The sequence below is a fragment of the Polynucleobacter arcticus genome (assembly GCF_013307205.1).
Taxonomy (GTDB): domain Bacteria; phylum Pseudomonadota; class Gammaproteobacteria; order Burkholderiales; family Burkholderiaceae; genus Polynucleobacter; species Polynucleobacter arcticus.
The window spans coordinates 642,305-668,684 of record NZ_CP028940.1 but is presented as its reverse complement, the minus strand read 5'-3'; the positions used below and the strand labels follow the sequence as shown (position 1 = coordinate 668,684).

At 46.4% G+C, this 26,380-nt stretch carries 17 protein-coding genes; 12 read left to right on the top strand and 5 right to left on the bottom strand.

Going from position 1 to position 26,380, the window contains the following annotated elements; translation table 11 throughout:
• The first annotated feature begins 60 nt into the window (after positions 1-60).
• Positions 61-10,323 carry an autotransporter outer membrane beta-barrel domain-containing protein gene (locus tag DN92_RS03375; RefSeq protein ID WP_173959931.1) on the top strand — a complete coding sequence of 3,421 codons (10,263 nt, stop codon included), beginning with the start codon at positions 61-63 and terminating at the stop codon, positions 10,321-10,323.
• 82 nt (positions 10,324-10,405) lie between these two features.
• Positions 10,406-11,221 carry a peptidylprolyl isomerase gene (locus DN92_RS03370; protein ID WP_173959930.1) on the top strand — a complete coding sequence of 272 codons (816 nt, stop codon included), beginning with the start codon at positions 10,406-10,408 and terminating at the stop codon, positions 11,219-11,221.
• Between the two features lie 419 nt (positions 11,222-11,640).
• On the opposite strand, the gene DN92_RS03365 is transcribed toward DN92_RS03370, so the two are convergent.
• Entirely contained in the window at positions 11,641-11,946 is a 306-nt protein-coding gene (locus DN92_RS03365; RefSeq protein WP_173959929.1) for a hypothetical protein, read from the bottom strand.
• A 28-nt stretch (positions 11,947-11,974) separates the two neighbouring features.
• On the opposite strand from DN92_RS03365, the gene DN92_RS03360 reads away from it, so the two are divergent.
• The 3 genes from DN92_RS03360 to DN92_RS03350 are packed head-to-tail and all read left to right on the top strand — an operon-like array spanning position 11,975 to position 15,958.
• Positions 11,975-12,919 (top strand): YHYH protein, encoded by a 945-nt coding sequence (locus DN92_RS03360; protein WP_173959928.1) that lies wholly within the window; start codon positions 11,975-11,977, stop codon positions 12,917-12,919.
• Positions 12,920-12,938: 19 nt separating this feature from the next.
• Positions 12,939-14,057 carry an RCC1 domain-containing protein gene (locus DN92_RS03355; RefSeq protein ID WP_173959927.1) on the top strand — a complete coding sequence of 373 codons (1,119 nt, stop codon included), beginning with the start codon at positions 12,939-12,941 and terminating at the stop codon, positions 14,055-14,057.
• A 26-nt stretch (positions 14,058-14,083) separates the two neighbouring features.
• Entirely contained in the window at positions 14,084-15,958 is a 1,875-nt protein-coding gene (locus tag DN92_RS03350; protein ID WP_173959926.1) for a multicopper oxidase family protein, read from the top strand.
• 40 nt (positions 15,959-15,998) lie between these two features.
• Here DN92_RS03350 and DN92_RS03345 read toward each other — a convergent pair whose 3' ends face one another.
• Positions 15,999-16,622 (bottom strand): hypothetical protein, encoded by a 624-nt coding sequence (locus tag DN92_RS03345; RefSeq protein WP_173959925.1) that lies wholly within the window; start codon positions 16,620-16,622, stop codon positions 15,999-16,001.
• A 327-nt stretch (positions 16,623-16,949) separates the two neighbouring features.
• Between DN92_RS03345 and DN92_RS10605 the strand changes: the two genes are divergently transcribed.
• The 6 genes from DN92_RS10605 (at position 16,950) to DN92_RS03320 (ending at position 22,027) form a co-directional block, all read left to right on the top strand.
• On the top strand, positions 16,950-17,099 hold the full coding sequence (locus DN92_RS10605) for a hypothetical protein (protein ID WP_217426045.1): 150 nt from the start codon (positions 16,950-16,952) through the stop codon (positions 17,097-17,099).
• A gap of 134 nt (positions 17,100-17,233) precedes the next feature.
• Positions 17,234-17,986, top strand: coding sequence for a transporter substrate-binding domain-containing protein (locus DN92_RS03340; protein ID WP_173959924.1), 753 nt, complete (start codon positions 17,234-17,236; stop codon positions 17,984-17,986).
• 19 nt (positions 17,987-18,005) lie between these two features.
• Positions 18,006-18,665 carry an amino acid ABC transporter permease gene (locus DN92_RS03335; protein WP_173959923.1) on the top strand — a complete coding sequence of 220 codons (660 nt, stop codon included), beginning with the start codon at positions 18,006-18,008 and terminating at the stop codon, positions 18,663-18,665.
• Positions 18,662-19,396, top strand: coding sequence for an amino acid ABC transporter ATP-binding protein (locus tag DN92_RS03330; RefSeq protein ID WP_173959922.1), 735 nt, complete (start codon positions 18,662-18,664; stop codon positions 19,394-19,396). Before DN92_RS03335 ends, DN92_RS03330 begins: the two co-directional genes overlap by 4 nt.
• The gene (locus tag DN92_RS03325; protein ID WP_173959921.1) at positions 19,396-20,064 is read left to right on the top strand and encodes an amino acid ABC transporter permease; all 669 of its coding nucleotides are present in this window, start codon (positions 19,396-19,398) and stop codon (positions 20,062-20,064) included. Before DN92_RS03330 ends, DN92_RS03325 begins: the two co-directional genes overlap by 1 nt.
• Before the next feature lie 481 nt (positions 20,065-20,545).
• Positions 20,546-22,027, top strand: coding sequence for a hypothetical protein (locus DN92_RS03320; RefSeq protein ID WP_173959920.1), 1,482 nt, complete (start codon positions 20,546-20,548; stop codon positions 22,025-22,027).
• 320 nt (positions 22,028-22,347) lie between these two features.
• Here the strand turns inward: DN92_RS03320 and DN92_RS03315 are convergent, their stop codons facing one another.
• Together DN92_RS03315 and DN92_RS03310 are read right to left on the bottom strand one after the other, a co-directional pair.
• Entirely contained in the window at positions 22,348-23,511 is a 1,164-nt protein-coding gene (locus DN92_RS03315; RefSeq protein WP_173959919.1) for an IS30 family transposase, read from the bottom strand.
• Between the two features lie 172 nt (positions 23,512-23,683).
• A complete protein-coding gene (locus tag DN92_RS03310) occupies positions 23,684-24,436 on the bottom strand; it encodes a sulfite exporter TauE/SafE family protein (RefSeq protein ID WP_173959918.1) in 753 nt (250 codons plus the stop codon).
• A 451-nt stretch (positions 24,437-24,887) separates the two neighbouring features.
• Here DN92_RS03310 and DN92_RS03305 point away from each other — a divergent pair, with 451 nt between their 5' ends.
• The gene (locus DN92_RS03305; RefSeq protein WP_173959917.1) at positions 24,888-25,325 is read left to right on the top strand and encodes a hypothetical protein; all 438 of its coding nucleotides are present in this window, start codon (positions 24,888-24,890) and stop codon (positions 25,323-25,325) included.
• Positions 25,326-25,832: 507 nt separating this feature from the next.
• Here DN92_RS03305 and DN92_RS03300 read toward each other — a convergent pair.
• Positions 25,833-26,300 (bottom strand): nuclear transport factor 2 family protein, encoded by a 468-nt coding sequence (locus DN92_RS03300; RefSeq protein ID WP_173959916.1) that lies wholly within the window; start codon positions 26,298-26,300, stop codon positions 25,833-25,835.
• Positions 26,301-26,380: the final 80 nt, after the last annotated feature.

Genomic DNA, 26,380 nt, shown 5'->3' with positions numbered 1-26,380 from the left:
AGACCCATCTTTGTATTTCATCCAGAGATGGGCCGGCTCTCGTTTCGCTTGAGCTCATATATGAAAAATGTATTGAAATCCTTACAAGAAAATCGGGAGTTAAAGGTATTGAAATCAGGCATTGTTTCTACTGCCTTTTTTGGTTTAGTACTGAGCGCTTCGAATGTGTTTGCGCAACCGGTGGCACCAACTACCAATACGCCGTACATGGGTTCTGGAACCTCGATTGGGGCTAATGGGCAACAGGGCAACAAGATGAATGGTACTAGTTGCCAAGCCGGTAATGGCTTTTATGGTTCTACCGGATCACCAAACCCGCTCGACGTGTATCAAGGTAATTTGGCCTCTAGTGGTTACGGTACTGGAGTTTATGCTTTGGCCACAGGTGGTCGGGGTGGAGATGGCGGTGCCAATACGGATGCAAATTGTTACGGATACCACGCTGCAAACGGCGTTCTTGGTGGTACTGCTGCCCCGGTTAACGCTTGGTTTGTCAACGGCGCTGTTTCATCTACAACTCTCTCTTCTACTGGAATTTATGCAGTTTCTGGCGGAGGCAATGGCGGAGATGGTGGCAGAAATAATCAGAATGGTGATGCGGGTGTCGGGGGTGATGGCGCATCTGGCGGTGCAGTGTATGTATCAAATACCACTTCATTCGTAGCGGGAAATACGGCTGGCAGTTACGGAATTTTTGCCCAGAGTTATGGGGGCAATGGCGGTCGAGGTGGTAACACTACCGGTGTCATTGCACCTGGCGCTGGTGGCGGAGGCGGTTATGGAGGCGTGGGTGGCACTGTGACGGTTGCTAACTCTGGAAACATTCAATCCGCTTTATCAATTCCCATTTTTGCTCAAAGTATGGGTGGCACAGGCGGCGGCGGCGGCGATTCTGCAGGCGGTATTTTTGGTGGAGGCGGTGGCGGTAACGGTGGAAATGGCGCCTCCGCCGACTCGATTTCTGTTAGCAATCAGGGAACTCTAACAAGCGCAATGGTCGGCGGCTTCGGCATTAATGCCCAATCGGTAGGTGGGTCTGGGGGCTCTGCTGGAGCTTCAGCAGGATTGATTTCTTTAGGAGCAAATGGTGGACAGGCAGCCACAGGTGGGTCGATCACACTCTCAAATTTAGGTGACATCACTTTAACCGGCGCATCATCTATGGGGCTTTATGCGCAAAGTATTGGTGGCGGCGGTGGCAGTGGAGGCATGGCTCAAGGCATTGTTGCCATCGGCGGTACTGGTGGCGGTGGTGGCGATGGCGCAGCAGTGTCTGTCAATAACACCGGCAGGATTAATACGGGTTACGGCTTATCAAATACTGCAAGCACCAATGGTGGTGCATTCGGTATTCTTGCTCAATCCGTTGGAGGCGGTGGCGGTGTCGGAGGGATGGGCATCTCTAGTTTTTTATCCGTTGTTTCGTTTACTGTGGCAGTAGGCGGGTCTGGAGGTAGTGGAGGTAGCGGTAGTGAAATTGTGGTTGCTAACAGCAATAGCATCACGACGACCGAACCCAATTCTGCAGGCATCTTGGCACAATCGATTGGCAGTGGCGGCGGTTCTGGCGGCGGCGCAATGTCGACATCGGGCGCAGCTATCATTAGTTTTGGAGCCAGTGCGGGTAGTCAGGGTGGCACGGGTGGTAGCGGCGGCCCGGTTGGGGTTAACTGCACATCTTCTACTAACGTATCGTATGTACTCCCTTGCTACAACACGCCAACGCAATCAGGGGGCGCTTCAGCGACTGGCGGTACTATTTATTTCACTGCGGGGAGTCCAGCACCTGGCGCGCTGATTACTACCTCAGGCGTAGGCTCGCCCGGCATACTTGCCCAATCTTTGGGCGGCGGCGGCGGTAACGGCGGTTATGCAATTCAAATTGCCTCCGGCGGCGAAGCATCACTGTCTACCGCTTTTGGTGGTTCAGGAGGTAATGGCGGTGGCGGTGGCAATGTTTATGCTGCAACTGCCGGCGTCAATATTTCTACTTCTGGAAGTGATTCCCCTGGTTTAATTGCCAACTCGACGGGCGGTGGCGGCGGCGTCGGTGGAGTGGCTGTTTCTGGTAGCTATAGCGGCTCCTATTCAGCATCTTTGAGTATCGGCGGTACCGGCGGCTCGGGCGGTGACAGCGACAGGGTAACGGTTGAGAATCAAAGTAATAGCGGTGTGTGGGATCACAGCTCAATTACTACCACTGGTGCAAGGTCACACGGTATCTTAGCGCAGACTATTGGTGGTGGTGGTGGTAGTGGTGGTGCCAGCATTGCGCTTTCAGGCGGTGGCGTTGCCAGTTTAGCCCTCAGTGTAGGAGGGAGTGGCGGAGGGGGAAGCGTCGGGGGTCCGGTTACCTTGACCAACGAGGGCCCCATTACTACTTCGGGTTCGGCAGCGAGCGCGCTGATAGCCCAATCCATTGGCGGCGGAGGCGGTAATGGGGGTTTTGACATTTCAGGTAGTGCCGGCATGGAATTTAGTGGCGACGTGAGTGTTGGTGGCGCTGGTACGAGTGGTGGATTCGCCTATGACATTTCGCTTACGAATAAAGGTAGCTTACTTACTCAGGGCGGCGGTGGCGCTGCAATTCTGGCGCAAGCGATTGCCGGAGGTGGCGGTAATGGTGGGCTTAGTGGCGCAGGCAGTCTCAGTCTTAGCATCTCAGCAGATCTGTCTATTGGTGGCGCTGGAGCTGCGGGCGGTACTGCTAAAACGGTGACTGTGGACAATTATGGATCAATCACAACAAATAACACCAGCGCATTTGTCAATGCCAGTGATTCGGGAGTGGTTGCAGCAGGTAACAATCCTGGCATATTGGCTCAGTCAATCGGCGGTAGCGGTGGCCACGGTGGCTATTCTGTTGGCGCAATCGTTGGTGCTAATGGGGCTCTTGGATTTAACCTTGCTGGTTCGGGTGGGCGCGGCGGTGGTGCTGGTGATGTCACGGTAACGAACGCAAGTTTAGGTGCTATTAGTACCACAGGCCCCTTATCCTCAGCCATTATTGCTCAGAGCATTGGTGGTAATGGTGGTAATGGCGGCTTAGCGGCTGGCGGTTCTGTTACCGGCGACTTTAGTTTTACCAGCAGCGTGGGTGGAAGCGGTGGAGGTGGTGGCGCGTCAGGTGTAATCAATATCACGAATAGCGTAGCACTGGCTGTCAATGGCGCTATGTCATCAGCAATTCTTGCGCAAAGTATTGGCGGCTCAGGTGGTAACGGCGGTATGGCTGTCGCAGGATCACTTTTAGTCAATTCAGAGGAGGATGACGGTTCAGCCGCATTAGCTGTCAGTGTTGGGGGTAGTGGCGGGGGTGGTGCTACTGCTAATGTAGTAACAGTCACAAACTCGGCAGGTATTACTGCAAATGGTGATCAGTCCGGCGGTATTGTTGCCCAATCCATTGGTGGGTCTGGTGGTGCAGGCGGCAATGCCATCGCAGGAGCTGTGTCTTTAACTGCTTCCGAAGATCCAATAGCAGCAACGGTTACCTTATCTGGAAGCGGTGGCAGTGCTGGTTACGCTAATACAACTACTGTCAATGTCAATAACCCAGCTTCTGGAAACTACATGATTAGTACGAACGGGCTATTGGCCACTGGCATTTTGGCTCAATCGATTGGCGGTGGCGGTGGTAATGCAGGCTCTAGTTTCTCGGGCACTGCTTCAGAGAGTGTAAATGCAACCGCGAACATAGGCAGTGACGGTCGTGCTGGTGGTGCCGCAGGGGCTGTTAACGTCAGCACAGGTTCTGGTGTCACTATTTCCACAACTGGAGATCAATCTTCCGGTATTGTCGCCCAATCCATTGGTGGTAGTGGCGGTAATGGTGGTATTGCTGTTGGTCCCTCTATTGCAGACTCGAAATCTGTTGCGGTGAGTGTCGGTGGTTATGGTTCAAGTAGTGGCTCAGCCAACACAGTGAATGTGAACAATAGCGCCATCATCGTTACCAAAGGAATGTTGTCACTGGGCATCATTGCCCAATCCATTGGCGGTAGTGGCGGTAACGGTGGTAGTACTTATGCTGGTTCAATGGCCGAAGATGGTAGTGCGGAGCTGTCTTTGGGCGGCGGTAGTGGATCGGGCGGCACTGCCAATACCGTCACTGTCAATAACTACAACGCTATTACGACCGCTCAATCTCAATCTACCGGTATCCTCGCGCAAAGTATTGGTGGCGTAGGCGGTAATGGCGGTATTAGTGAAGGACTGGGCCATTCTAAGGGTTCGACTATTAGCGTAGGGATTGGTGGGGCTGGCGGTGATGGTGGTAGAAGTGGTGCAGTTTCTTTATATAACAGCGGCATTATCAGTGTGGCCGGTAATCAATCCCTCGGTCTTGTAGCGCAAAGTATTGGTGGGTCGGGTGGTAATGGTGGGACAGCTGTCAATGAAGGTGCTTCTGTATGGGGCGGTGCTGTTGCGATCAACGTAGGCGCTACTGGCGGGGCTGGTGGAACTGCAAGCGGGGTGGAGATTAACACCCTTCAAAATATCACCACTAACGGCTTGAACGGTATTGGTATTTTAGGTCAGTCCATTGGTGGCGCTGGTGGTAATGGCAGCAATAGCATCAGCTTTGCTGTTGGGGGCCAGGAGTGGACTGGTAATGAAAGTACGTTCGACTTAACCGTCGGTGGATCTGGTGCTTATAACGGTACCTCTCAAGGTGTAACGATTACCCAGACCGGTAACATTAGTACGGCAAACCCAAACAGTTCAACAACTGGTGTTACCAATGATCAAGCTGCAGGTATTGTGGCGCAATCGATTGGCGGTAACGGTGGCAACGGTGGTAATGCGATATCGAATGCGATTGCCAGTCAAGGATCTATTTCCCTATCGATCGGTGGTCAAGGTGCGTATGGCGCCAACAGCAATGGTGTTGTTAACGTGTATAGCAATCAAAATCAGTCAACAGGCTCCATTACCACTGATGGTATGAGTGCACCTGCAATTTTGGCGCAATCGATTGGCGGTGGCGGTGGTAATGGCGGATTGACCCAAAGTAACACTACTAGCAACAACTATGGCGTTGGATTCTCGCTCGGTGGCTGGGGTGGCAATGGCGGTAATGCGAATCAGGTGAATGTTTACTCAGGTGGCACACTCACCACTACCGGACAACAATCGACAGCTATCATTGCCCAGTCTATTGGCGGCGGTGGTGGTAATGGTGGAGTAGCAACTACCCAAGTGAGCACCAGTCCAGGTAGCAATACGAATGGATTAACTTCCGTCGTGGGGGCACAGATTAATGGCTTAACTGGCGTTGGTAGCCAAGCAGCCACTTATCTTGCAACTAATCTGGTGCAGACGAATACCTCGAGCAGCAGCAGCTCAAATAGTACGCCTCAACCAACAACCAGTGATACAGCACCTGATAGTGGTGTTTCTACATCGATGGCCGTTGGTGGTTTTGGTGGTAACTCCGGTACGGGTAATGCAGTGACGGTTGCTAGCAGTAGCATCATTAATACGTCAGGCGCCCAAGCGAATGGTATTACTGCACAATCGATTGGTGGCGGTGGTGGTATTGGCGGCTCTAGTACGTCTGGCGCCGATGGTGGCAAATATTCAGCAGCTCTTTCAGTCGGTGGCTTTGGTGGTGCCGGAGGTACCGCTAGCACAGTAGCGGTGACGAATTCCGGTTCGATTATGACTGCTGGTGACCTCGCCAGTGGTATCTTCGCGCAATCGGTTGGTGGCGGTGGTGGCAGTGGTAGTTCAAGCTCTACCAGTTCAACAAGCAATGCGGGCGGCGCTGCTGCGGTCAGTTTGGTTTTGGGAGGCTGGGGTGGCACCGGCGGTAGTTCTGGTACTGCTGGCGTGGCTGATGTAGGTGTTGGCGTGACCAATACGGACACGATCGTGACACAAGGGATTAATTCAAATGGTATCTTTGCCCAGTCAGTAGGTGGCGGTGGTGGTAACGGGGGATCGAGCAGCACGTCTTCCACCGTTGCAGCGGCACCTACTTCTTCGGGGAGCAGTTCTGCAGGAGCAGGCGGCTCGAGTACGCCAACAACTTCCAATACAGCTAACTCATCTGTTGCTGGTAACTCTGCATCTGGCCAAAATAGTAGCCAAGCGGGATCAGACAATGGCACAGCAGTCGGCCTGACAGTTGGCGGTTATGGTGTTAGCGGCGGGTTTGCTAATAATGTTTCGGTAACGAACAGCGGCGTGATTCAGACTGGTTATGCATCTACTGCAGCACTGTCTTCGCAACGCCTCGCTCTTGGCTTATCTGATAACTCAGCGGCCATCTTCGCACAGTCTGTTGGTGGCGGCGGTGGTAGTGGTGGTTCTGCCACTAGTAACGCTGATGGTAGTAAGACCAGTGTTTCATTAGCACTCGGTGGTAACGCTGGCACCAGTGGTGATGCTGGTACGGTAACTGTCAATAACACGGGTAACTTGCAGACCTATGGCAATAACTCATCTAGCATCTTTGCTCAATCGGTCGGCGGCGGCGGCGGTAACAGCGTCTCTTCAGCGAGCACCAGTGGAACTGGTGGTAGTAATGCGGTGGCATTTGGCCTAGGAGGCTCTGATGCCAATGCGGGATTTGGAAATGCGGTGACTGTAAATAGTAGTCAAGCTGGCTCACTCATTACTACTTATGGTGCACTGTCACACGGCATTTTTGCGCAATCAGTCGGTGGTGGCGGTGGTAATGCCAGCGCTGTTAATAACTCTGCTATAGCAACGACGAGTTCAATTTCTGACAATGGCACGAGTAACTCTAGTACAGCGGGTGCGGGGGGCGCTTCATCTCAAGCCAATAGTGGCGTATCTATCGCCGCAAGTCTTGGTGGAAGTGGCGGTTCTGGTGGCGATGCCGGGGTAGCATCAGTGACGAATGCCTCACAAATTACGACTAGCGGTATTGGTAGTTACGGGATCTTTGCTCAGTCCGTAGGTGGTGGCGGCGGTAACTCTGGTTCATCGACTACTCAATCAAACGGCGGTGCTTATAGCGCAGCCTTTGCTCTAGGTATGGGCGGTGGCGGTGCTGGTAGTGGTAATCAAGTGACTATTAGCTCAAGCAATAGCGTGTCGACAGCGGGAGATAATGCCTTTGGTATTTTTGCTCAGTCCGTTGGCGGTGGTGGTGGTAATGCTGGATCTACCAGTTCAACGAGTAGCACCAATAGCGGGAGCACCTCTGTATCAATTTTCCTGGGTGGCGAGGGTGGTGCTAGCGGTAATGGCAATACTGTGACTGTCAGCGTAACTGGAGCTAGTACCGTTTTGCAAACCAGTGGTAAAAACGCCATTGCCATTTTGGCGCAATCCGTTGGCGGTGGCGGGGGTAGCGCTTCGAGTGTCATTCAAGCCTCTTCTGTGGAATCTAGAAGTGCAACATTTTCATTGGGCGGTGGTGGTGCAGGTGGTACGAGCGGCAATGGTGGCACGACCAACTTAACTAACGCAGCCCAAGTGATCACGAGTGGAGATAATGCCGTAGGCATCTTTGGTCAATCGGTTGGTGGTGGCGGTGGTATTGGCTCAGTGGCACAAACGACCACGAATAGTACGCATCTCACAGCGAATTTCAGTTTAGGTGGTGGTAATCAATCAGGCTCGACCGCTAATGGAGTTAGTGGTAATGGCGGCGCTGTGAGTATTACGAATACCAATTCTGTATCAACTAGCGGCAGTAATTCCATTGGCATCTTTGGACAATCCATCGGTGGCGGCGGTGGTTATGTGGTGGCAACTTCGTCAGGCGGATCGATCAACCTCAATCAAAGTTCATTGGGTGGCAACAATGGTGCTGTAGGTAATGGTGGGGCAGTGAATATCACCCAAAGTGGCGGCGGTGTCACCACATCAGGAAGTGGTTCAGTTGGTATCGTTGCCCAGTCAGTAGGTGGTGGTGGTGGTTACGTATCGATTGTGAGTAAAAATGCTAATGCCAGTATCAATAATGAGGACAATCTCGCTATTGGTGCTGTACCCAGTGGCTCTAGTAATGGTAATGGCGGCGCGGTTACCGTGACTAATAATTCGAGCATTGCTACAAGGGGTCTTAATGCAGTCGGTATTTTGGCGCAGTCAGTAGGTGGTGGTGGTGGTGTCTTTGTGACCTCAGGACAATTGAGCTTTGGTTATGACGTCAGTCCTACTTATAACGCCGGTAAGGGTTATGGTGGAGCAGTTACTGTCAACGTCAATGCGCCAATCTCCACCTCTGGTAAGAACGCCTTCGGCGTTCTTGCCGAATCGGTTGGCGGCGGCGGTGGAACTGACATGGAAAACGGTAGTGTGGGACACGGCGGCGGAACAGGCACCGGTGATGGCGGTGTTGTGAAGGTGAACGTCAATGCCTCTATTACGGTTTCAGGAACAGGAGCAAAGGCTGTTTACGCTAGTACAGTAAACGGTACTGCCGATCCATTCATCACGATTGCCCCTGGTAGTGTTGTATCTGCCTCTGGCGGCGGAACAGCGATTGCAATCAATGGTGCGAACAATCAGTTGGTGAACTATGGCAGCATTTTGGTAGGTGATGCGTTAGCAGATAAAGCTGTGGAAATTCTTAGCCCAGGGGTCAATGATTTCCAAAACCATGGCACGATTGCCGGTAGGATCACCAATCCGACCGCTGCCAATGTCAGTTTTATCAATCATGAGCGTGCACGGTTTACATCAGTTGGTGGTTTAGGTTTCATGGGCGGTAATACCTTTACCAATAAGGGCTATTTCATTAGCCATTCGGGCTCGGAAAATACGGCTTCTATTCAAAGATTTGTTGGCACCTTTAATCAGACGAGTACTGGCATTTTGGGTATTAATCTCGATCACAATGCCGGCCTGTCTGACCTTGTGATGTTAGAAGAATCTGGCACTTTCAATTTAGCAGGTAAGGCACAAGCGAATTTCCTCAATGCGGGTTTGATTAAACCGGGTACTACGGCGCAAACAGAGACCATAAGGGCTAATAGTGCGTTTTCCACACTGGCAATAGATGATGCGTTTACGATTGATAGCACTGCCATTATGGATATAAGTCTTATCAAATCTCCCACTAATTTACAACTAGTTTCTACTGCCAACTTTACTCCTGCCGGTTTATCTTCATTCGCATCTCAAGTGGGAAATGCGATTGGCTTAAATCAAACTGCTGGTAGCAATGGATTTTTCCAAGCAGCTACCGCGCAGTTGGTCACTCTGCCTACAGTAGGTGATTTAGAGCAGGGCTATAACCAACTTGCTGGCTCTGCCATACAGGCAATGCCGCAAGCAAACTATCAGGCAGTGACACGCGCGGTAGGCACTGTATCGGATCGTATGAACTCATGGCGAGTCGGCGATAGCTTTATTGCAACCACTAAAAACCCTAGAGCAATGATGACAGGGTTAGGCTTAGCTAATACTCCAGTAGCGCCACAAATAGCTACCGGTACTTTACCGGCAGATGGTGAGAATCTGCCAAGTATCCAAGGTAATCCGCGTGATGCCAGAACTTGGATCACACCTTTTGGTGGCACTAGCAATAGTAATAACTTAGCCTATCAGGTCTATGGTGGATCTATCGGTATTGAAGCGGAGTCAAATGATGGCAAGTTCATTGGCGGAGCAGCGCTGACAGTATCGCAATCCAACTATACGTACAGCAGCGCAAGCACACCAGCGACTCCAGGATCAGCGACCAACTATGGCGCATCGTTTTATTTTGGTGCGCGTCATGAGTCTGCTTATCTGTCGGCTATTGGTTATCTTGGGGGTAGTAGCGGCAGCTTTAACCGTCAGTTGCAAGCCTTGAACTTCAATACCTCCTCAGGTGTGAACGTGCATAGTAATATTTTGAGCGCGCGTGTTGAGGCTGGTTACAACTTACTACCCAATCCAGAAGGAAAGCGCACCCTACAAGTCACCCCATTTGTCGCTATTGCCCCAACCCAGATTCGCCAAAATGGGGCTAATGAGTATTTCAGTGGTTTGGGCTCTGGCTTTTACTATGGCTCCAATATCAATACTGCCGTACCAGTCTCCTTAGGTACGGAAATTAGTGGCGATATGCAATTGAGCAATAAAGAAGTATTGCGTCCATTCTTACGCGTGTCATGGGTTCATGATCTGATGAGTCCAAGTACCATGGCTGCTGCTTATAATCCAAACTACGGCCCAACCTTGTATTCCAATGGAACTCCAAGCATGGGCAATATGGTGGTGATTAAAGGCGGCGCTAAATACAATTTAGGCAATAAGATTAGCGCTTATGCCACGCTTGATCTTGAGCAAGGCAACGGCGCTTACAGCTTTAGAGGAATTGGTGGCTCATTAGGCGCAATGTACAGCTGGTGAGCTGCGGAAGATGGCTCTTCAAGCTAGGGCCATCATCCTTCTTTCCCCCTTTTTTATTTTGATATTTTTTTAGGTCATTTTTATGTATTTCAAACTCCTATCCAAAGCGCTGATCGCCTTGACATTACTCGGTGCAATGATTGCCGCTTACGCCCAGTCTGGCCCCGTCTTAACAACAGTGAATGGCAGCAAAATTTACACCAGCCAATTAAATGAAATGGTGACTATGGCAGTTGCCAATGGCGCCAAGGATTCTCCTGAGCTTCGTCAAAATTTACTCAATGATTTGGTGGCTCGTGAAGTCATTACACAGGACATTAAAAAAACAGGATTGTTAAACAAAGATAACAATGCCCTTAAGCTGAAGTTGGCTCAACAAAACACGCTGTTAGAGCTCTGGTTTGCAGAGTACTTCAAGCAAAATCCGGTAACAGAATCGGATGTTCGGGCAGAGTATGACCGTCAAGCAGCATTGAGTAAGGAGCCACAAAACTCAAAACAGTATGAGGTATCGCAAATTCAAGTGGCCACTGAATCAGAGGCCGCAGCCATCATTCAACAAGTTAATGGTGGCGCAAAGTTTGAAACGCTAGCTAAAGACAAATCACTAGAGAAGATTTCTGGTGCTAAAGGCGGGGTAGTGGGTTGGGTGTTGCCAGCACAATTGGCGCCGCCAATCGACACTCTTATTGTTAATTTAGGTAAAGGGCAGGTCGCTCAAAGCCCTATTAGAACCAATAATGGCTGGCATATAGTTAAGTTAGATGATGTGCGTCCATTTGTAATAGCCCCTTTTGATCAAGTGAGAAATAATCTTGCTCAAGAGCTGGTGCAACAACGTCGACAGCAGGCAGTGAATACTTTGTTAAAAGATGCGAAGGTAGCCAAGGGCAGCTGATTGTATGAAGTGCAATTAACTTCGGTAAGGTAGTTGGTAGCGGAAAAGGCTGATATTGGAGATCATGTCTGCCAAGGTCCGCTTGTAGTCGATAAGTGGCATTAAAAGTCCAGCGGATCATTGGCTAGTATTTTTCGACGCTAGTTACATGCTGCTACTTAATATGGTGGGTCGGGCGAGATTGGCTGCGCCGAAACTACGTTTTCGAACTCGCGACTAACGGATTAAAAGAGCTGTTTTAACGCCAACAGACCCAACTTGGCACAGAAAAACACAATGTAGCCCATTTATTTTGACACTTTTGAATTGCAAAAAATAGGAACGCTAAAAAAGTATCTTAATAGTGGTCTAAAAAACCTAATTAATACATGGGTTTACGGCTATCTATTGATTTCTCAAATGTGAACACATTACCCAGTCTATTTGCCACCTCTGAATGCTAAATTCCAGATCAATTTAGAAAATAATGCCTGAGGAATACAAGTGAAATTGAAGGCAATTGAAATATTCAAAGAGGCGTGCAAGACAGTTCGCTCTGAGGTGTGTACCAAAACAGGCCTAATCTTTAGTTTATGTCTGGGATCTGCGGCAATATTAGTATCCTGCGGTGGAGGTGGATCAGATAGTTCGTCTACATCCACATCTGCATCAACAGAAATCACTACCTTAGTGACCAGTGCCAATGGAGTAAGTAATGTTACTTGCGCCAGAAATGCGCAATGCATTGATTTTATTTTTTCTGGTGTGGCCCAGATGCCTGCCACTCTGAGTCAACTAGCTACATCTTGGACGGATACCAGTACAAACATCATTACTCTTTCAAAAATTCCTTTAGTTCAAGGATCGAATAATGCAACCGTATACGATCCCCAAGGTAGTGTTTTTCAGATGCTGACCATTCCAACGCAAGATGTTTATGGCTTCCCTGGTCAAGGCACTCGCCTTTTTGTTGGTAACGGTTTGCCCTCTACACCGATGGGAACTTATCCAGTGCAATCTAGCGATCCTGCTTATTCTTACTATGCGGCCTTACCGGGTGGCACTAACCCTGCTGGTACTAGTGTAGCTACAGGCAATCCAGCATATGTAAACGCAGCCGCAATTGGAATTTCTCCATATCCTCTGGTTTCTTTTTTGCCATTAAATCCAGTGAAAAGTGGGTTCTATCCGATTAACTCTTTAATTGTGGGCATCACATTGACTGGTGCGGTATGGCACGTTGAAAAAGCGAATGATGCTAGCGGCAACTACTACAACCCCCTTAATGCCTTACCCACAGATCAGTGTTACGGCCACCCCTACAATCAGCAATATCACCACCATAGCTATTCTTGGAAATGTTTTGATCAGGGTACTTCAGGTCAACAGTCTCCTGTCTATGGATTTGCATTAGATGGCTTTCCAATCACCGGTCCTCGCGGACCCGATGGTAGAGAACTGACCAATGCAGACTTAGATATTTGTCATGGGACTGAATCCGAAATCACTATGCCCGATGGCACAAGGAAGTTCACCTATCACTATGTCCTTAATAGGGAGTACCCCCACTCCGTTGGTTGCTTCAGAGGTAAGGTGAACTACAACCAGGCGCTTGGTCCAGATAATCCACCGAATACTTCGCCTGAAGCCTTGGGTACGAACCCTTTTATGAAAGAGGGCTTTGCTTACTTTAATCGGGCTTCCCCTGTTGGTCCTTAATTGAGTCTTTCAACGCTTTATGTTTAATTTCAAAGCGGGTTTACAGGTTGATTTATTCCAGGTTATATCTATTTCGGGAGGTAAGGATCAGACTTTAGCTTTGTTAAAGTCTGGTCAAGTATTGGGTTGGGGTGGCGCTGGTAGTGGTCGTGTAATGCCACCTTTTGTGGATATTTGTAGCTCCTTCAAAGTAGCAGATGCTAAGCCAGCATTCGTTGGAAAGCCATCCCGTTGTTCTGATATCTCTGCAGGTTTCGGTGTCAGTCTGGGAGTCTCTGATCAGCAGCAATCATTGATCTGGGGATTTTGCCAAGTGGGCGTTAGTGGTCAGAATGTATTCGCTGAAGAGCCTACTCTCATCAATGGCATCAGTAATGTGTCTAAGGTTGTAGCTGGACAGTTTTTATATGCTGCCGTAGATCAATTAGGCAAAGTGTATACCTGGGGTTTTAATACAGATGGCGCTCTAGGGCGCCCATCAACGCAAATGAATGCATCGCCAGAAGTGATTGCTTCTCTTCCTGAGATTCAAGATATTGCGATTGGTGACAACTTCATGATTGCGCTCTCTCAAGATCAAAGAGTCTATGGGTGGGGGAGTAACTCCGCGGGGCAATTAGGTTTGGGTCACTTAAATACGGTGACAAGCCCAGAGCCTATTTCTCTGAGTCCTAAGATCAAGAATATTGCAGCTGGATCTACTCATGTTTTAGCACTAACTATCGACGGTAACGTGCTAGGCTGGGGTAGTAATCATTTTGGACAAATCAGCTTGAGTCAGGCTGATCAGCAACATAGCCAAACATTTCTTACCAAACCAAAACCCATACCATTTCCAGAAAAGATCATCGCCATTGCTGCAGGGATGCATTACTCTCTCGCCTTGTCAGCATCTGGAAAAGTCTATGCCTGGGGATGGAATGGATTTGGTCAGCTTGGACTGGGAGATCTGAAATCCCGCATCACCCCAACACTCATTCCGAATTTATCTGGAGTGCGAGCCATCGCTGCTGGCGAGGGGCATGCATTAGCCATTGGTAAAAACCAACTACTTGGCTGGGGTAGTAATGAGTCTGGTCAATTGGGTCAGGCAGCCGTAAGGCAAATGACTCCGAATGCTTTCTTGGCGATTGCCTAAAGTAAATACGTTAAATATGCGCAAACATGGCAAATAAGAATCTCCCAATTGATCGCCGGCATTTCTTGCGCGTGAGCGCCACACTAGCTTCGGGCATCGTCGTTCCTGCAAGCTTTACAGCTTGTAGTCGTGAAGAAGAAAAAAATGGAACTAACCCTCAGCAAACCTTTGTTCAGCCGACGATACTGGAGGCTAAAGGTGGTTTATTAGATGTCACTTTGACAGCGTCCTATTTTGATACGAAGTTAGCAGGAGCAGATCCTGGCAAGCAATATCCTGTCTCATTGCGGGCATATGGCTATGATGCTCAGGGCCCAAGTTACTCTGGCCCTACATTAGTCGTGAAGGGCGGAGATCAGTTACGCATTCGACTCGTGAACAACTTACCTGTCAATCCCCCATTCTTGGCATTTCGTGATCCCACGAATTACATGAAGCCCAATACAACAAATCTACATACCCACGGTTTGCACGTTTACCCAGGCATCTATTCCGATCGAAAGCCTCTGGAATATGGTGATTATGTGATTGATCCTAACATTGGCGGTGTTTTACCTAACGGTGATTCAAGACAGTATGTTTACTCTATTCCTAATGATCATCCTGAAGGACCGTTTTATTACCACCCTCAATACCATGGTAGTAGTGCTATTCAGGTAGCTAGCCTCATGTCCGGGGCAATCATGATTCGTGGTCCCGTGGATGATTTGCCAGAGATGGCAGAAGCAAAGGAGTTGATTTTCTTATTCCAGGCACCTTATTTTGCAAGTAAGGAGATTGCGAATAACTATGGCGTTAAGGATGGTCTATTAGAGAAGTTTGCCCAAATTGCCAACCAACCAACAGGTCATGGAATTGATAGCACTAGCGATGACTATGTAGATACCCAGCCTGTGTTGATTAATGGCGTGCGTCAACCCACTATTGTGATGCAAAGTGGGGAAGTGCAGCGATGGCGCTTTATAAATACACAAGTATTTAATTATCTAAATTTGAGTGTAGATGGCCATACCCTTAATCAATACACGATTGATGGATGGGGTAGTACTACTTATCAAGAACATCCGGATGGGCGAGGCGAGGGCAAGGGCAAGGGTATTTTGCTCGCAGCCGGTAACCGCTCATCAGTATTGATCAAAGCCGGTAAGCCTGGTACTTACTTGCTTCGATCACTACCTGTCAAAATTGCAAAGGGTAAGCAAACTGTTATTTTGCCGGGAGATGTTCTGGCTAAGATTGTTGTAGTAAATGAGAAAAAAGTAATGACATTGGCTCCCGCTCCATTGCCTGTGAGTAGTTTCTTAAAACCAATTACTGATGAAGAGTTTGCAAGTGCGGGTGGTAAAAAGCGTAGCATTATTTTCAATATGCTTGGTAACGATCATCTTGATTCTTCTCGTAATAACCCTTCTACGATTGATAAGGCATTGGCTGGCGCAACAAATATAGCTTCAGAGATTGCCGAGGCATACAAAAAGAATAGTGCCTTAGCAAAAGAAGAAATTGCAAAGCTAACAGGAAAACCGATGGAGGGTTCAAAATACTTCCCTCCGTTTGTGTTTCCCAAATATGATTACGAGTTGCAACCTGCTAATACCATTATTCAGAATGTGATTCTGGGCGCCGTGGAGGAGTGGACTATTTTTAATTGCAATGGTATTGCCCAGGCGTTCCATATTCATGTCAATCCGATGTTCATTACTAGAATCAACGGTAATCCAGTGGATCCTTATTGGTGCGATACCGTTACGCTACCTCTGGGTGGAACCGCAGAGAATCCCACCTCAATCACTTTCCGTATGCGATTTAATGATTTTGTAGGGCCTTATATCTTGCATAGCCAAATGCTGCAGTACTCTGATTTGGGGATGGTTCAGCGAGTAACGGTAGTGCCTGTATAGCTATAGAGCTCTAAGGCAAGGCTCGTGTTGGATAACTAGATCATTTACTAAGAAGCCTAATAAAGGCATCGACTGCTATGCGTCGATGTTCCTCAGTACCTGCTATGGGGTTTTCTTCAATAAAGGGCCGCTCTACTAATAAACAGAGATTTCTAATAATTAAGGTTGCTTCATCTTTTGGCATCTGTCTAAAAGTATCCGTTTTATTTCTCTGGGCTGATTCTAAATACGGCTCAACAAAACAATCCCAGTAAGAAAAGTAATCCGCTGGGAGACCCTGTTGCTTAGTAATCCTATTCTCAAAAAAACGCATGACTTTAGGATTAACTTTTTGAATGTTAGCAAATGCAATGTCAACCAGATCTTCTGCAAATTTTTGAACAGAAACATCCGCATCGAATTGAGCAATCCTCAGAGCAAATTCATTTAGTAATGTGCCTCTACCTTTTTTGATGGCCCATAAAAAAACATTTTCAATGGTGCCAAGGCGTCTAACTAGGGTACCTAAAGCATAGCCTGACTTTTGCGCCAGAGATCTGCTAGTAAATAGCTCTGGATCAGCTTCTGCTGTCAATTGCTCAGCCGCTTGCAGAATATCCGCCATCGTTTTTAGCGAGCGATCTTGTTTTGACTTGGAAAAGAGGATTTCAAACTCTGGATTCATATTGAAAAAAGGACTACCGTTATTAAAAGCGGAACACTTTCAAAATTAAGCAACGGTTTGTTGTAAAACTCAAATGATACTTGGGGATTGGCGAAATTGCTCATTTACCTAATGTGAACAAATAATCAAGTAGATTTCATGAATTTAGGCTGTAGATTAGAAGGGTTACGCCCTCTTGACCACACTTTTATTAACATAAATATGAAATGCAAATTAACACTTGTTGTATTTTTATTTGCAAATTTTCTTTTGTTGTTTGGACTGAATCTATAGGCTGCTGGAAAATTATTTCGTACGCCGATCTCAATCCTGCTTAATGTTCTAGGTATGCCTATTATTTACGCGGGCTCAATTGGTATTTCTAATTCAGCATTGACGGTGACGCAGAGTGAGTCTGTTGGCCATGATGATGGGCAAGTTGACCATCAAGACCAACGCCTATTTGGCTGTTGCTTCATTCTTTCGTTGCCCGTTTGATTTCAACTAGGACCATCTAGAAAGGTTTAAAACCACTATAGTCAGTCCTATTATTTAGTGTAAATTGTTGGAGTAGGCATCTATCAGCTATTTCATCGATAAAGCCAATCCATCTTAATCCCAGGAGTCCTAATATGAAGCGCCTTTTTTTAATATTTTTAGCCACCATCTTGAGCTTCGGAATCATTGCATGCTCAAAGGGGACGAGTTCGAAAGAGATTAAGGTGGCTGTATCGCCAGCATCTCCACCCATGCTATTTGATCAAAATGGTCAGATCGTGGGCGTCGATATGGATATTTTTCAAGGTTATTGCAAGGCTCGTGGTTGCACCATCAAAGTCACTCCATATGATTGGCAGGGGATGCTAGGGGCAGTTTCTAGCGGTCAAGCAGACGTCGCTTTCTCTGGTATTTCGATTACCGATAAACGTAAAGAAGCAATGGATTTTTCTCAGCCGTATTACGATAACTCTTGGCATTTAGTGAGTACTAAAAGTAAAAATATTCAGATTACAGACTTGAACCAGCTTAAGAAATATTCAATTGGCTATCCACGTGGCATGGCTTACGATGATTTAATCAGAAATGAACTTGAACCCAAGGGTTATTACTCTTTAAGCAAAGTAAAACTGTATCCCTCTTATGCCGAAGTAGTGACTGATCTTCAGAATGGAAATCTTGATTTGGCCTTCATCGAAGAGCCTGTTTTCATGAACTATAAAAATAAACTGAAGCTGCCGCTAGAAAGTGCCTATGTCTTTAAGGGCTATGATAAGTTGGGATTTGCTTTTGCTAAAGGATCAAAGTTGCGGGATGATTTTGACAAATACCTTACTGAATTAGGCCCTGAGAAAATTAAAGCCATCCTAGATAAATGGATGAACTGATTCCCCAGGAAATGCAGCAGTGAGTCTTTTAGATATTCTGTTATATCTGGGGCATGGTGTTGTCAATACCGTGATGGTAACGCTCGTTTGCAGCATGACTGGCCTTGCGGTTGGTCTAGTGCTCTCGAGTTTGCATAGGCTGTCAATTAAAAGCATCTCCTTTTTAATCGATATCTATACCTATATCTTTAGAGGTGTCCCAGTATTGGTATTGCTATTTATGGTGTATTTTGGCCTCCCTAGTTTGGGCATCAAACCACCACCCTTGTTAGCAATGGCCATGAGCCTGGGATTGGTTGCTGGCGCCTATTTAACCGAAGTATTTCGTGGCGCATTTGATTCTGTTGACCCTGCTGAAATTATTGCGGCACAGTCTATGGGCATGACCCGGATCCAGGTTCTCCGATATATCGAAATTCCCCAGATGCTCCGTTTTGCCGTACCCGGCTTGGTAAATGAGTTCACTTCAGTCCTGAAGTATTCGCCATTTGCTTATACCGTTGGCATTCCAGAGATTACTAAGGAGGCCATGACATTGACAGCGAATACCCTGAATGGAATTGAGATTTATCTTGCAGTTGGTATTCTCTATTTTGCAATTTATCGGATTTTATTGGTGGGCGTTCAGCTCATTCAAAAATATTATGAAATCTCAGGTATGAAAGAGGCTGCGGTATGACGGTCATCGCCATTCGGGATCTTACTAAACAGTTTGGGGATCAAGTTGTCCTCACTGGAATAAATCTAGACCTCAATCAAGGTGATGTGAAGGTCTTAATGGGTTCATCTGGCAGTGGTAAATCGACCTTATTGAGATGTCTCAATAGGCTGGTTGAACCAACATCCGGATCGATTCAATTCAAAGGGAAAGAGATTCTAGATTCCAGTGTTGATGTTCGTGCCTTACGTAAACAGATCGGGTTTGTGTTTCAGCAATTTGCCTTATATAGCCATCTCACTGTGCTGGAAAATGTCACATTAGCCTTACGTAAATTAGAAGGTATGGGACTGAAAGAGGCCAACGAGAAGGCTCTGCATGAGTTATCTCAATTTGAGATGACACCCCATCAGAGTAAGTTTCCCTCACAGTTATCGGGCGGTCAAAAGCAACGCGTTGCTATCGCCAGGGCTTTAGCGATGGACCCTGCTGTTCTTTTGCTCGATGAGCCAACTTCAGCGCTGGATCCAGTAATGTCGCGTGATGTCTGCGATTTAATTAATCGCCTACATGGCAATGGAATTACGATGCTGTGCGTAACGCATGATCTGGGGCTAGCAAGTGGAATTGCAGATAGAGTGCTTTTTCTCGATAAAGGTGTCATTCGTGCTGATGAGCGCATCGATGTCCTAGCTAACGATCATTCTGATCCAGAAATGCAAGCATTTTTTGGCAAAAAAGAGTCTGTTTGATGGGTTCATGGGGCACTTTCGAGCGTGATCTTCTGGAGCAAATGCCTCTGATATTGGCTGGGCTTGTAAATACCTTGCAATTGGCGGCGATCATTAGTGTGACTGGCTTTTTCTTGGGTATTTTTGTCTTCTATCTCACGCTCAGTAAAAATAGCCTGATACGAAACGCAACCAATGCGTACATTTCTTTTTTTATTGGCATGCCGCTCATCGTGCTCTTATTTTTAATGTATTACGGATTGCCACAGTGGGATGTGCGCTTAAATCCATTTACCGTTGCAGTGATTGGATTCACTTTAAATGTTGCTGCCTACAATGCCGCCTATCTTAAAACGGCATTTAATGGATTAGACTTTAGTCAGATAGAGGCTGCAACAGCGCAAGGGTTTAAGTCATCACAAATATTTCGTTTAATTACCTTGCCTCAGGTGCTACGTAATTCTGTACCAGCATTAACAAATCAAGTGATTGGCAATCTAAAAGATAGCTCTATTGTGTTCTTAATACAGTACACCGAGTTCTTTGCGCGTATGCAGCAGTTAGCATCCACTAATTTCCAGTTCTTTAAAGCCTACTTACTTACGGCCTTGGTGTATTTACTACTCGTTTCAGTAATCGTATTGGTGGCCAGAAACATAGAAAAACGCCTAGCAATTCCAAGCGCCTAGTAGTTTTTCTTGCTTAAAGACTCAATATAGCCATTCACCCTATATTTACTGAAGATCAAAAGAAAAAGCCCCGCAAAAAGCGAGGCTGAGTAATGCTTCTAGATCAGGCCAGATTAGCTTGACCGATGCCATGTTTGAACTCGCAACCAAGGGATGTGTCCACACATTTGTCGGCTCAAATTAGCATGGAAAAATTCAATATAGGGTATTCATTCATTGAATGATTTCACTCATTATTTGCAAGGATCTATGAGTGGATTGCATTAAAAATGTGAACACCATAATCCCTAAATTAGAATCGTCAAAAAAGCTAATGGATATATAGGTCTCAGCTACCTATTGCCGATTAAATTGTGAACGATATATCAGTTTTTTTGGTGATTCTAAGGGTTAAAGTGATTTTTAATTATAAAAATATTTGTTTTTATAGATTAAATTACTGCTTAAAAATAGGCATGAAAACCAAAACAAAATAGGTTTAATGAAAAAAATGATACTGAACACCACTATTTCTCGAATGCTGAAAAAATCTAACTTAAAACTAGGTTTACCTCTCATAACAACACTTATATTGGCAGCTTGTGGCGGTAGCTCTTCATCGACCTCGACTGCCCCCCTGACATTAAATTTAAATGCAGCTTTTGCGAAAAAAACTATAGGAGGTAGTTCGATATCAGGCACTATTAGCGGGTACTGCCAAGGCACTCGAGTATGGACTTTGGCCCCTACATCCTCAGGAACAACTCTCAATGGCACCACACCAGCGTTAATTCAGAACGAATATGAGCTCGATACCATGGCTGGGAACTCTAATGCATTTTGTAGGAATTTTTATAGAAACACTGATATTAATGCGATCAAGGCTACAAATTATTATGATCCCAACACTATAGTTCCTATCAGTAACGGTAGCAATCCGCCTGGTACTGTTTACCAAAACCAAATTCCCCTTCCAACTTCAGTTACTGCTGGATCATCAGGCAATTGGTTTAACACTACTAGCCTTGTTGATGGGACGATACCTGCAGCCACAAGTTTCCAGACCTGGGCGGTTACGGCAGATAGCTCAACTACCTTGACGCTGATTACTAACAATAAAGCATATACGACTGCTGGCAATGAATTGCTTTTTAACCAAACCACTTGGTACCGTATCAATTCCGACAACACATTAACGAGTTTACGTAAAAATATACAGGTAACCCCGCTGGGAATTTTCGCCTTCAGTGGAGGAACAATTACTGTACGCGGCGATCAGAATGTTGATGAGGTCTATCAACAGTCATTTAGCTCTCCAACATTAAATTTAAATGCAGCCTATACAAGCTGGGTTAAAGACGGAAGCGCAATATCAGGCACTATTTTTGGTTACTGCCAGGGAACAAGACAACAGTCTTTCACTCCTACGGTCTCAGGGCAAACCTTAAGCGGTGCAGCTGCTTTAATCACTTACGAATCTGAAACTGACACGATACCCGCTAGCTCTAATGATTTTTGCAAAAGTTTTTACAAATATGATGGTAGTACAAGTACTCCATATTACTTTGACCCAACAGCTGTGACCCCGATAACGACTGGTACCACGCAAAATGGTTATCCACTAGGCCTTGTCTGGTCCAATCAAGCAGCTCCCCCAACGTCAGTTACTATTGGAGCTACAGGTACTTTGGCTACCTACGTAAACTACACCAGCAATCCCCTCAATCCATCAGGACCTACTATTCGTGCCCAGGAAGGCAGTAGAACCTGGAAAATCGTAGCCGATACGCCAACCACGCTTTTGTACATCGCTACCGATATTTCAGAAATATATGGAACGGATGAGCTGATTTATACCAGCATCACAAACTACCGTATCAATGCAAACAATACCCTAACAGCCCTCTATAAAGAGGTGCAGGCAACCCCGATTGCTACTAGCGGACAGGGATATCAGACTATTTATGAAACCTATAAGCAGTGATGAGGTAAGTTATTAACGCAGCACTGTCATCCCATTGTGAATCCTAAAAACCACTTTTCGAAGTGGTTTTTATTTAACATCATGCTTGCTACTACTCTTATCTATGACTAATGGATAGACCATCTACTATTAAATAGTCAGGATCTATTAGACTTTCTACCCATTGCTTGCTCAGACAAACTCAGGGCTCTAGAGGTAAAAAATCTCCACAGGGGCGATGCTTGGTAATGCTTTCTTATTCTCGGCCGAGTTTCTAGCTCGCATTAAGGATGGTTGATTCCCTGCTCTTGTGCTTTTAATGACTGTTATCGACCTTGGATTCAACCGGTCAACGCAACAGATTGGGCAAAACGTTCTGCCGGTGTTTGATAGTTTAGTGTCTTTCTAGGGCGTTCATTGAGTTTCCTGGCTATGGCATTAAGCTTAGCCTGTGAGTAATTAGCCAGGCTCATTCCTTTAGGGAAGTATTGTCTTAGTAGCCCATTCGTATTTTCATTGGATCCTCGTTGCCAAGGATGCTGAGGATCACAAAAGTACACCTGAACATCCGTGGCTAAGGTAAAGCGTCTGTGTTCAGACATCTCTTTACCTCGATCCCAAGTGAGCGACTTATACAACTCGTCTGGTAATTTTCTCGCATGCTTAATGAGTGCGTTAACTACCGTCTGGCTATCCTTACGCGCAACCTTCACTAGCATCACATAGCGAGTCTGACGCTCAACGAGGGTGGCGATCTGACTATTAGCATCCCCATATAAAAGATCGCCTTCCCAATGACCTGGCACTGCACGATCTTCTGCTTCAGCTGGCCGCTCTCTAATGGAGACCGCATTAGCAATCTTGCCAAGACCAACATCTTTAAGCGTGTGATGGCGTGAGCGGCGCATTACCCGAGTGCGTCGTAAGTGCGCCACGAGCTCTTTCTTTAAGGCTCCACGGGCTTGGATAAAGAGGCTGCGATAAATAGTCTCGTGTGACACCTGATAGCTTTCGTCATCTGGATAAGTTTGCTTTAACCATCCGGCAATCTGTTGTGGCGACCACTGCAAGAGCTGCAGCTTATCTGTCACGATAGTTGCCAAGGGCTTGTTCAAAACTAGTTTACAAGTCTTAGGACGAAGTGCTCGATCCCAAGCTGAGCTATCTGCCCCAGCTGATCGGTAGTCTTTGGCACCACCATTACGCTTAACCTCCCGACTAACCGTAGAAGGCGATCTGCCTAAAAGCTGTGCGATAGAACGAAGGGATTGTCCCGTTGCCAGGCCGCGGGAGATCTCTTCTCGCTCAGCCAAAGTCAGCGATAGAGCTGATCGAGATCGCTCTAGTGGTTTGATGCCACCACTTTCGGCCAAAATACGCTGGATAGAAGAGTGGCCCCGATCAAATAACTGCGCTATCTGATGAAGGTTATCGCCTTTTTGCCAGCGTTCCCACATTAAAGCCTTCTGGGTGGCCGTGTAATAGATTCGGGGCCGTTGTTTCATGAGCAACACTCCTTTTGCTTACGCAGTTTGTAGTGTGTTGCATCGATCAGTTGAATCCAAGGCCATTAAGAGACTTTGGCTACTAGAGATAACACCCTTCTAAGGCCCAGGTCGCACGTTCGAATCGCGCTGTGTAGGCTAAACATCAATGACTAAACGAGAAGAGCGGGAGTTAAAAGTACTGCATCCCCATATGTATTAACTCGAGCACGATTACCGCAACCAAGAATCGAAAAGTCCAAACCTTAGCTAGTGGGTTTAAAGAAAATTTTGCGCCAAAGAATGCGCCCACTATGCTGCCCAGCGCCATAATTCCACCAAGCTCCCAATTCACTTCATCTTTTATTGAGAATACAGTTAATGCAATAGCTGCTGTTGCCAAGACAACAAGGTTCTTATAGGCATTTGCTTTTACAAGAGGTAGCCGCACAAAGGCTATCAAAGCCAGTAGTAGGTATGTGCCACCATCAAGGACTATTAGCCCTAGCCATAATCCAACTGCAAAGAGAATTCCTATTTCAAGGCCGCTATAGCGAAGGCTCTCCTCAAGCTCCTTTTCAAATAACTTCTTAACGCCGGAGAATAAAAGTAAGAAAGCGCAGATGAGCGCTATGAATATTAATAACTTTATATAATTTTCAGGCATGTACACTGCAAGAAATGCGCCAAAGATGCTACCGATAACAGTCGGTGTCAAAATCTTAAAAGCCAGGCTCCAATCTATTATTCCAGCCCTTAAAAAAGCGATTGATGCAATGAGCGCCCCCACCAATACGGGAACACGATTGGTTCCGTTAGCTATGGATGGGGCAAGCCCCATGAAAATTAATAAAGGGAGGGTTACAGCTGATCCGCTTGATGCAACTGTGTTTAGAAATCCACAAAGAAGCCCAGCGCCAACAGCAATAATGATCTCAATAGGCATTTATTTGATTCCAGCGCTTCTTGTACAAGTTAAAAAACTCATTGCAACAGCTGGTCACAGATTTTCTTTATCAGCTTCCCTTGTGAACAAGAGGGTAGCAAAAGATATAAGGGCAGTAGCAATAACCAAAAAAAATTAAGAGATTAATATAGCGCTGTTTGAGTAAATAAAAGTAATAAATCTGTTCACATTTGTGAATCTGGTACCACCTCACAAACCCCCATAGCTCGGCGTTTCTGAGTCGTTATCATTCGGCATCTTATGGCTGTTCCGTTTTTACTTCTCTGGGAATGTTTTTGTCGCGCTGCCTGTAGGTCGCGTCTATTTAAAGGTCCATTGATTTAGAGCCATCATGGGAATTTATCAACTGCGTAAATATGAACACGCTTATAGCTATCTTTAGAGGTTATAGTACGAACGAGGCGTTACACAAACTAAAAAAAGGAAACAAATGAAAAAAGTTCTAGGTCTGACAATGCTGTGTATGAGTCTTTCAGTATTTGCACAAAGCTCACCCAATATGCTTGGTACTTGGACGGGTATGAGTAATTCGGCAGTCTCTGGTGCTGGGCACTTCCACCCTACAGAAGCGGGTAAGGAAAAGGCTGTACGCTTTAGAAGCGTGGAGTATGTAATGGTTATTGATAAAGAAGAGGGTAGAAACTTTGTTGGTTCTATTGGCGCAACTAATAATAAGCATTCAACCGATGCTAAGCGCAAAGAAGTGTTAATGGGTGCCTATGCTAAAGATATGAAGAGTGGCGTAATGGTTAATGAAACAGGAAGTTTTACCTTTAAATTGGCCGACTCTAAAAACTTGGAAGTTTGCTATACCCAAGTCTCAGCTAGCCCAAAGGTAGCTTCTTGCTTTGAGATGACAAAGAAATAAAACTCAAACAAGTATTTACTAACCACTCTACGGAGTGGTTTTTTATTGTCTTTAATATTTCTGGGTTGTTAGGAGCTGTTTCAAAACCAACTGAACGTGATGGTTCGTAGCCTAATAGTGAGGCATCAACGGACTCCTATACTGATCCTAACCCCCTCAGGCTCTGGATTCAGAATTAGAAAAAGCCCTAGAAGCGAGGCTTAGTAGTGCTGGTGGGTCGGGCAAAACTCGAACTCGCGTCCAACGGTTGACTGATCCGTTGCGCCCGCCCACCTAAAGACGGCTTGCGGCCAGTAGCGTAGAGAGCAAAGAATTGAAAATCGTTTTATCAATAGTTCAATTCTGTTCCAGGGTTACTGGTATCTAATTTTTATCTCAGCCATAAAATGCGAAAGCAATTTCCGTCCGCTCTATCTTGCAAGCTTAATAAGAATATAGATTTGCCAGAAGAGTAATGAACCGCTCAATAATTGCGGCGTGTTATTCCTTTGGCCTTTGGTTTGGGAATTAAAAACCAAAATCGCTCAATGCAGGATGAGCATCTGGTCTTCTGCCTAATGGCCAAAAGAATTTTCTATCGGCCTCTTTAATTGGTAAATCATTAATGCTAGCAAAGCGACGCATCATAAAACCATTCTCATTAAATTCCCAATTTTCATTTCCGAAACTTCTTGTCCAGTTACCTGAGTCGTCATGACACTCGTATGCAAAGCGAACTGCGATGCGGTTATCTGTAAAAGCCCAAAGCTCTTTAATTAGCCTGTATTCCAGCTCTTTGGACCATTTACGTCGAAGAAGCTCCTTTACTTCCTCGCGACCCTTGGGAAATTCAGCACGATTTCGCCAAACAGTATCTTCTGTATAGACTAGCGCAACTTTTTCTGGGTCACGCGTATTCCAGGCATCTTCAGCCATACGAATTTTTTGAATTGCCGTTTCTTGTGAAAAAGGGGGTACGGGTAATTTTTGTTCCATGGCGCTGGCTCTACTTTCCTATAGGGTTTAAGTGAATACAAGGTAATCAGCATAACCATCGTTATTTACATTTTAGAGAA